Below are 6,892 nucleotides of genomic sequence, written 5' to 3'. Positions count from 1 at the left end.
TCTTCTTTGGCTTTAATAGCAATAGAAAGTGCGCCTTTTATTGGTTGCAAACCGCCATCGAGCGACAATTCTCCCATAATTAAATATTGGTCAACTTCATCGGCTTTTATTTGACCTGAAGCGGCAAGAATTCCGATGGCTAAAGTCAAATCATAGGCAGAACCTTCTTTGCGCAAATCGGCTGGCGCCATGTTTATTGTGATTTTCTTTCCCGGTAAATTGTAACCATTATTTTTCAAAGCGGCTGCAATTCGGTAACTGCTTTCTTTAATGGCGTTGTCTGGCAGGCCCACCAAATGATAACCAACACCTTTATCTATATTTACTTCTACAGTGATTGTTGTGGCTTCCACTCCAAAAACGGCACTTCCAAAAACTTTTACTAGCATTTACTCTATTTTTAAAAATAAAAATAGAATAAAGCTGTAAATAATAAGTAGGCAAAAAGTGTACATTTTAAACTAAATGTAAAATAAAATAAACTTTTTGTAAAGTTTATTTGTCTATTAGTAAAATATATTTTACTTTTAACATAAATTTAAAACGACAATATGAAAACACACTTTTTATTTCCGAACAAATTCAAGAAATTAGGATGGCTATTATTTGTTCCTTCGTTTATTGCTTCGCTGATTATTTCTATTGCAAATCTCAATATTGAAAAGTGTTGGGTTGTGAAAGTTTTTGCTTTTACCGAAACGGGCATTATGAGTCCAAATAATTATTTTTCTGTGATTGAGAATAGCATTGCTGATGAAGTATTGCTGTATAGTTTAATCATTGGGGGTATTTTGGTAGGCTTTTCCAAATTAAAAATTGAAGATGAATTCACTTCCAAAATAAGATACGAAAGTTTGGTTTGGGCAACCTATTTAAACTATGGATTGATTTTATTCTTTACGATATTTGTTTACGGGTTTTCATATCTTAACGTGTTGTTTTTTAATACATTTACATTGCTGCTTTTCTTTATCATACGCTTTCATTATTTGATTTACAAACTCAATAAAACTTCGAACGATGACGAATAATCTAAAAGTTTTGAGAGCTATTAAAAATATTTCTCAAGAAGAATTAGCTAAACAAATCAGCGTCAGTCGACAAACCATAAACGCAATGGAAAAAGGAAAATATGTTCCGTCAACGGTTCTTGCTTTAAAGTTGGCTAGGTATTTTGATAAATCTGTTGAGGAAATCTTTAACTTGGAAACTAAAGACTAGAATTAACAAACATTAAGCAAAAAAATAATTCTAATAATTGTTTATTTATATTTTTGCTTAGTTAAAAAGTACAATCAATGATAGAAGCAAAACTACCTCTCAATGAGGCACGTCGTTTAAGAATATTGGAGGAATACCAAATTTTAGACACCGAACAAGAAAATGATTATGATGATATTACACAATTAGCTTCGGAAATATGCGACACTCCAATTTCATTAATTTCATTAGTAGACAATAGCAGGCAATGGTTTAAATCAGCCCATGGTTTATCGGTACGGGAAACTCCAAGAACTATGTCATTTTGTGCACATGCCATTCATAACGATGCAATTTTTGTAGTAGAAGATGCTCGAATCGATGAACGATTTCATGACTCGCCTCTTGTAACCAGTGACCCAAATATAGTTTTCTATGCAGGAATCCCGCTAATTGACAAACAAGGTTATGCATTAGGAACCTTATGCGTGATTGATAACAAAACCAAAAGACTCAATTTGTTTCAGGAAAAAGCCTTGAAAATACTTGCCCATCAGGTTTTAAATCTTATTGAATTTAAAAAAGCAAATTATAAATTAATCGTAAAAAACAATCTTCTAAAAGAAAGTTATCACGAATTAGAAAGTTTTGCCAATATTGTTTCGTATGATTTAAAATCACCCTTGAACAATATTTTAGGCCTCGCAGATTTGTTAAAGGGTGAACAATGTCAAATAAAAAATCGTGAGGCTAAACTTTATGTTAACTTAATAACAGAATCATCCGAAAAACTCAAAGATTATATTGATGCTACACTGCGTATATATAAAAGTGGTACATTAATTTCGGACGAAAAGGAATTTTTCCATTTAAATACCGTTTTGAAACGCTGTAACCAATTGTTGAACCCTCAAAATGAATATGAAATTAACCTTCCGAATAACATTGAAATTTTTAACTATAAAGGAATTTTTGATCAAATCTTCTTAAATCTGTTAAGCAACGCTATAAAATATAATGACAAGCCAAAAGTAGTCATTGACATGACTGTTTTAACTGAAGATAATTATTACACAATTCTTGTAAAAGACAACGGTATAGGCATTGAGGAAGACCAATTGGAAAATATTTTTGGCATGTTTGTTATTTTGGATAAATTAGATAGGTTTAACAATAAAGGAACAGGTATAGGCCTTTCGACTGTTAAAAGCCTCATTGAACGTGCTGATGGAAAAATTACTGTGGAGTCAAAAGTGGGTCACGGAACAGCATTTATCTTAAGATTTAAGGCTTAAACTACTGCAAATTATCACTCATTAATTCGCTCTTGTTTTTGGCATACTCAAAGCCTTGTTGCCACCATTGCTTCATTTTTCTTTTATCAAAAATTAAGGCATTATTGGTTAATGTGGTTGGTGTATAATATAAATTTAGTTTTACATTTTTGTTGTTTGCGGCCAATTTTCCAATGGTAATATCGTGCTTCTCCACCTGATTTAAAAGTATTTGAAATAAATCAATCATCAATGAAAAAGGATTTTTACCAATACTTTTGGGAGAAATCTGCACCTCAGTTTCCAATATCACCACATCAATTTCTGTCGCACCACGATTAATAGCTTCCCGAATTGGAACCAAACTTGAAAATCCGCCATCGCCATATTCGTAATTATCCTTTTTCGCCAGACTCATAAACGGAATATAATTACAGGAAATCCAAATCCAATCGCAAAATTCATTGTACTCAAAATCCTTAATCGACTTATATTCTACTTCGTTTTTAGACAAATTGGTAACTGTAACGACGATATCGCAATTAGAGGCTTTTAATTGGGTAAATTCTTTTAAAGTGAAACTCCGTTTAATATATCTTCTCAGTTTATAGCTTTCGCCGAAAGTCCGTTTCCTTTTTAAAAATTGCAACAGCACATTAAAATGATTTATGGAAACCACATCAACGTCGCCCCTTTTTTTTACTACAAAAGGGTTGATATCGAAAATTTTACTCATATCAACATTGGTATAAATGCGATGAATTTTGTCCACTTCCCCTAAAGCCAAATGCGGAATCAGCAAACTTCCTGTTGAACTTCCGATAAGGATATCATATTTACAGAATTTTTCCTGAAGCAAATACTGCGCAACACCTCCGCCAAAAGCGCCTTTACTGCCGCCACCGGAAATTACTAATGCTCTCATTTCTTTTCATCTAATAATCTTTGTAATTGGGCTTTTTCCTTTTCGTTAAGTTGAGGAATTAATGACTGAAACGAACTCCTATAATCATCTTGCAACAATAATTGTCTAATATATTCTCTCGAAAACTTACTGAACTGCCATTTAAAGTGTGTCGTTCCTTTTACTATGTTTTTCAAAACTTCAATATCGATTGGTTGGTTTGACTGTAAAGCTACACTAATTGCGCTCTGCCGTATAGAACTTTCATATTTAGGTGAAGTGTAATCAACCAATTCTTCGAAGTATTTTTCTTTTTGCTTTTCATCAAAATCTTTTGCTTTTTGAGTTAAAAGTAAAAATGTAGTTCGTAATCCCAAATCATTATTTCCCATCCAATTCTTTGCTTTTTCCAAATAGTTAAGTTCGTTATCTGGAAAACTATTACATAATCTTATCAACGCAATCTCTTTAGTATCATAAGAAGCATCATCTAACAAGGTTTCATAATCTGCCTTAAATTCTAACGGAATTTCATCGGTAAACTCAGCGACAGACTGACGCACTTTGACATCATTGGTCTGTAATGCCAAAAGCAGTAATTCTTTTTTATCTTCAAACGAAAGGTCTTTTATCTGATACAAAATTTCTGTTTTTACAGGATAAAAAACATTGGATTGCAGCAATTCCTTAAATCTTTCCTTATTTTCAGCAAATGGTTTTAAACGCATTTTTTGGGTTTCAAAAAGTGTTTGTATGAATTTATTTTTTTTCAGTAAGGTGTTGGCTTCATCACTTTGGAAATGATAATCTTCTAACCATACTTTTTTAAATCTTGCCGTATCAAAATCAGATACTTTTCTGATTTCCGTCAAGAAATCATCGGTTTCTGCATTTTTATATTGGTACTTTTTCAAATAATTGCCCACGGCTTTCTGAAACAACTTTGGCCCAATTGTTTCCCTTATTAAGTGCAATGCCCATGCGCCTTTTTGATAAAATGAAAAGGAACTTGCTTTCTCATTCATCACCGGAATAGTATCTGTTTTTGCAGCATTTCGCAGTTGCAAAGAACTTCTGTATAATTGATGGTAGAAATAGTCATCGCCAAAAATCTGTCGCTCCGCAAGCAAAGCATAATAGGTTGCAAAACCTTCCTGAAGCCAATGATGTTTTCCCGATTTTGCAGTTACCAAATCGCCGAACCATTGATGAGCCAACTCATGCGCATTGACATTGACATAATTTCTATCATTAAAACCAATATCATCCACAACAAAATCTTGTGCGAAAATAGTTGCTGATGTATTCTCCATTCCGGCATAAAGGAAATCTTCCACCGGAATTTGCTTGTAGATTTTCCATGGATACCTCACTCCTATTTCTTTCTCCAAATAATCAAAGATTTGTTTTGAATAACGATAAGTAGCTTCAAATTTGGCTGTGTCTTTGGCCTGAATAAACAACTGTAGCGGAATTCCCGATTTAGAAGCGATAACCTTATGCCTGAAATCGCCAATCGCCACAGCCAACAAATAGGAACTCATTGGTTTTTGCATTTGATATTCCCAAATCATTTCATTTCTATTTGGAAACTCATTCAACAGCACACCATTTGATAAAACCTGATATTTTTTATCAAAACTAATATTCAGATTAAAAATTACTTTCTCATTCACATCGTCAAAACTGGGAAACCAATGGCTGGTATATTTCCCTTGACCTTGTGTCCAAACCTGCTGATTGCTTATGCTATTGCTGCTGAAATCCCCATTAAAGTACATTGTTTGTTTTGGAGTGGCTTCGTAACTAAAAGAAACGCTGTTATTCCCTGTTTTAAAACCTTCAAAAAAATTTATTGTTTTTCCGGTATTGGCAAATTTTACAGTTTTATTGTTGATTTTAACATTGGTTACAACCATCTTTTGTGCATCAATTTTGATGGTATCAATAGCTTGCTTCACTTCAAAAACATAACGAACCGAACCCGCAACCTTTTTCTCGATGGGGTTGATGGAAATATTCCCAAAAGCTGTTTTAAAATCTACTTTTGGGGTTTGTTGTGCAAAAGTGAAAACGGTAAAAAGAAGAAATAGTAAATGTCGCATTGAAATACAATATCTGATACGAATATAATCATTTTCAAATTGGCTCCTTTTCAAATTTTCAAATTAAAAAACTATCTTCGCTATACCAATTTCAGCTAATGTCAAACGCGCTTCTTCAAACTCCTATCGAATACCTCAAAGGCGTTGGTCCTCAACGTGGCGAGTTGCTGCGTAAGGAATTAGGCATTCATCGCTATGAGGATTTAGTCAATTTTTTTCCGAATCGATATATCGACAGGACACGTTATTACAAAATCAATGAACTCCAAAAAAATGACAGTGAAGTTCAAATCATTGGCAAAATAATCAATATCAAAACGGTTGAGTTTGGTAAAGCCAAAAAACGATTGGTTGCCACTTTCGTGGATGAAAGCGGCCAAATTGAACTTACCTGGTTTCAAGGCCATAAATGGATTCGCGACAGTTTAAAACTGAATGTTCCGTATGTCATTTTTGGAAAAGTTGCGTCGTTTGGAAACACCTTCAATATGGCGCATCCCGAAATGGAATTGCATACAGAACAAGAGCAAAGCCTGCGTTCCGCCATGCAACCCGTTTATCCATCAACAGAAATCTTGACAAATCGAGGCATTTCAAACAGAGTCGTCAATAAAATGATGCAGCAATTGTTCTTTGAGACGCAAGCCAAGTTTGCAGAAACCCTGCCCATTTATCTTTTGGACGAATTAAAATTAATTCCGAAAAACGCTGCGTTATTTAACATTCATTTTCCAAAAAGTCAGGAACTGTTGTCCAAAGCCCAATTCCGATTAAAGTTTGAAGAATTGTTTTTTATCCAACTGCAACTGATTACCAAAAACCTGGTTCGAAAACATAAAATAAAAGGGCATGCTTTTACCGTGGTTGGTGAAAATTTCAATAATTTCTTCCAGAATCATTTACCATTCGAACTGACGAATGCGCAAAAAAAAGTACTTAAAGAAATTAGAAACGATATGGGTACCAATGCCCAAATGAACCGACTTTTACAAGGCGATGTTGGTTCCGGAAAAACAATTGTAGCTTTAATGGCAATGCTGATTGCTTTAGATAATGGCTTTCAAAGTTGCCTGATGGCACCAACAGAAATCCTGGCAAACCAACATTATTATGGTTTAACAGAATTGGCTAAACACTTAAATATCAATATAAAAATACTTACTGGCTCAACCAAAACTGCCGATAGAAAAATCATCCATGAAGAATTGGAAAATGGAAGTCTGCACATTATTATTGGTACGCATGCATTACTCGAAGACAAAGTGAAATTCAATAATTTAGGGTTGGCAATTATTGACGAGCAACATCGTTTTGGTGTGGAGTAGCGGTCATGACCAAAACATGTGGTGGAATATCATTTTTTTGCCATAGTTTTGAACGCTGCTCCACACCAAAACGATGTTGCTCGT

At 34.0% G+C, this 6,892-nt stretch carries 6 protein-coding genes and 1 pseudogene; 4 read left to right on the top strand and 3 right to left on the bottom strand.

Features of this window, described 5'->3' with window-relative positions; all coding sequences use genetic code 11:
- On the bottom strand, positions 1-389 hold a 389-nt coding region (locus tag Q0Q99_RS09330), incomplete at its 3' end, for a magnesium chelatase domain-containing protein (RefSeq protein ID WP_293894764.1).
- A 162-nt stretch (positions 390-551) separates the two neighbouring features.
- Here Q0Q99_RS09330 and Q0Q99_RS09325 point away from each other — a divergent pair.
- The 3 genes from Q0Q99_RS09325 (at position 552) to Q0Q99_RS09315 (ending at position 2,495) form a co-directional block, all read left to right on the top strand.
- Positions 552-1,031, top strand: coding sequence for a hypothetical protein (locus tag Q0Q99_RS09325; RefSeq protein WP_293894761.1), 480 nt, complete (start codon positions 552-554; stop codon positions 1,029-1,031).
- Positions 1,021-1,221 carry a helix-turn-helix transcriptional regulator gene (locus Q0Q99_RS09320; protein ID WP_293894758.1) on the top strand — a complete coding sequence of 67 codons (201 nt, stop codon included), beginning with the start codon at positions 1,021-1,023 and terminating at the stop codon, positions 1,219-1,221. Before Q0Q99_RS09325 ends, Q0Q99_RS09320 begins: the two co-directional genes overlap by 11 nt.
- A 77-nt stretch (positions 1,222-1,298) precedes the next feature.
- Positions 1,299-2,495, top strand: coding sequence for a GAF domain-containing sensor histidine kinase (locus Q0Q99_RS09315; RefSeq protein WP_293894755.1), 1,197 nt, complete (start codon positions 1,299-1,301; stop codon positions 2,493-2,495).
- 1 nt (position 2,496) lies between these two features.
- On the opposite strand, the gene Q0Q99_RS09310 is transcribed toward Q0Q99_RS09315, so the two are convergent.
- Both Q0Q99_RS09310 and Q0Q99_RS09305 read right to left on the bottom strand, forming a co-directional pair.
- Positions 2,497-3,399: a patatin-like phospholipase family protein gene (locus tag Q0Q99_RS09310; protein WP_293894751.1), complete on the bottom strand. Its 903-nt coding sequence runs from the start codon at positions 3,397-3,399 to the stop codon at positions 2,497-2,499.
- Positions 3,396-5,483: a M1 family metallopeptidase gene (locus Q0Q99_RS09305; protein ID WP_293894748.1), complete on the bottom strand. Its 2,088-nt coding sequence runs from the start codon at positions 5,481-5,483 to the stop codon at positions 3,396-3,398. Before Q0Q99_RS09305 ends, Q0Q99_RS09310 begins: the two co-directional genes overlap by 4 nt.
- 98 nt (positions 5,484-5,581) lie before the next feature.
- Here Q0Q99_RS09305 and Q0Q99_RS09300 point away from each other — a divergent pair.
- A pseudogene (locus tag Q0Q99_RS09300) lies at positions 5,582-6,805 on the top strand (ATP-dependent DNA helicase RecG); the annotation flags it as partial.
- Positions 6,806-6,892: the final 87 nt, after the last annotated feature.

This window comes from Flavobacterium sp., assembly GCF_025352425.1.
Taxonomy (GTDB): domain Bacteria; phylum Bacteroidota; class Bacteroidia; order Flavobacteriales; family Flavobacteriaceae; genus Flavobacterium.
This window is presented reverse-complemented; position numbering and strand designations above follow the sequence as displayed.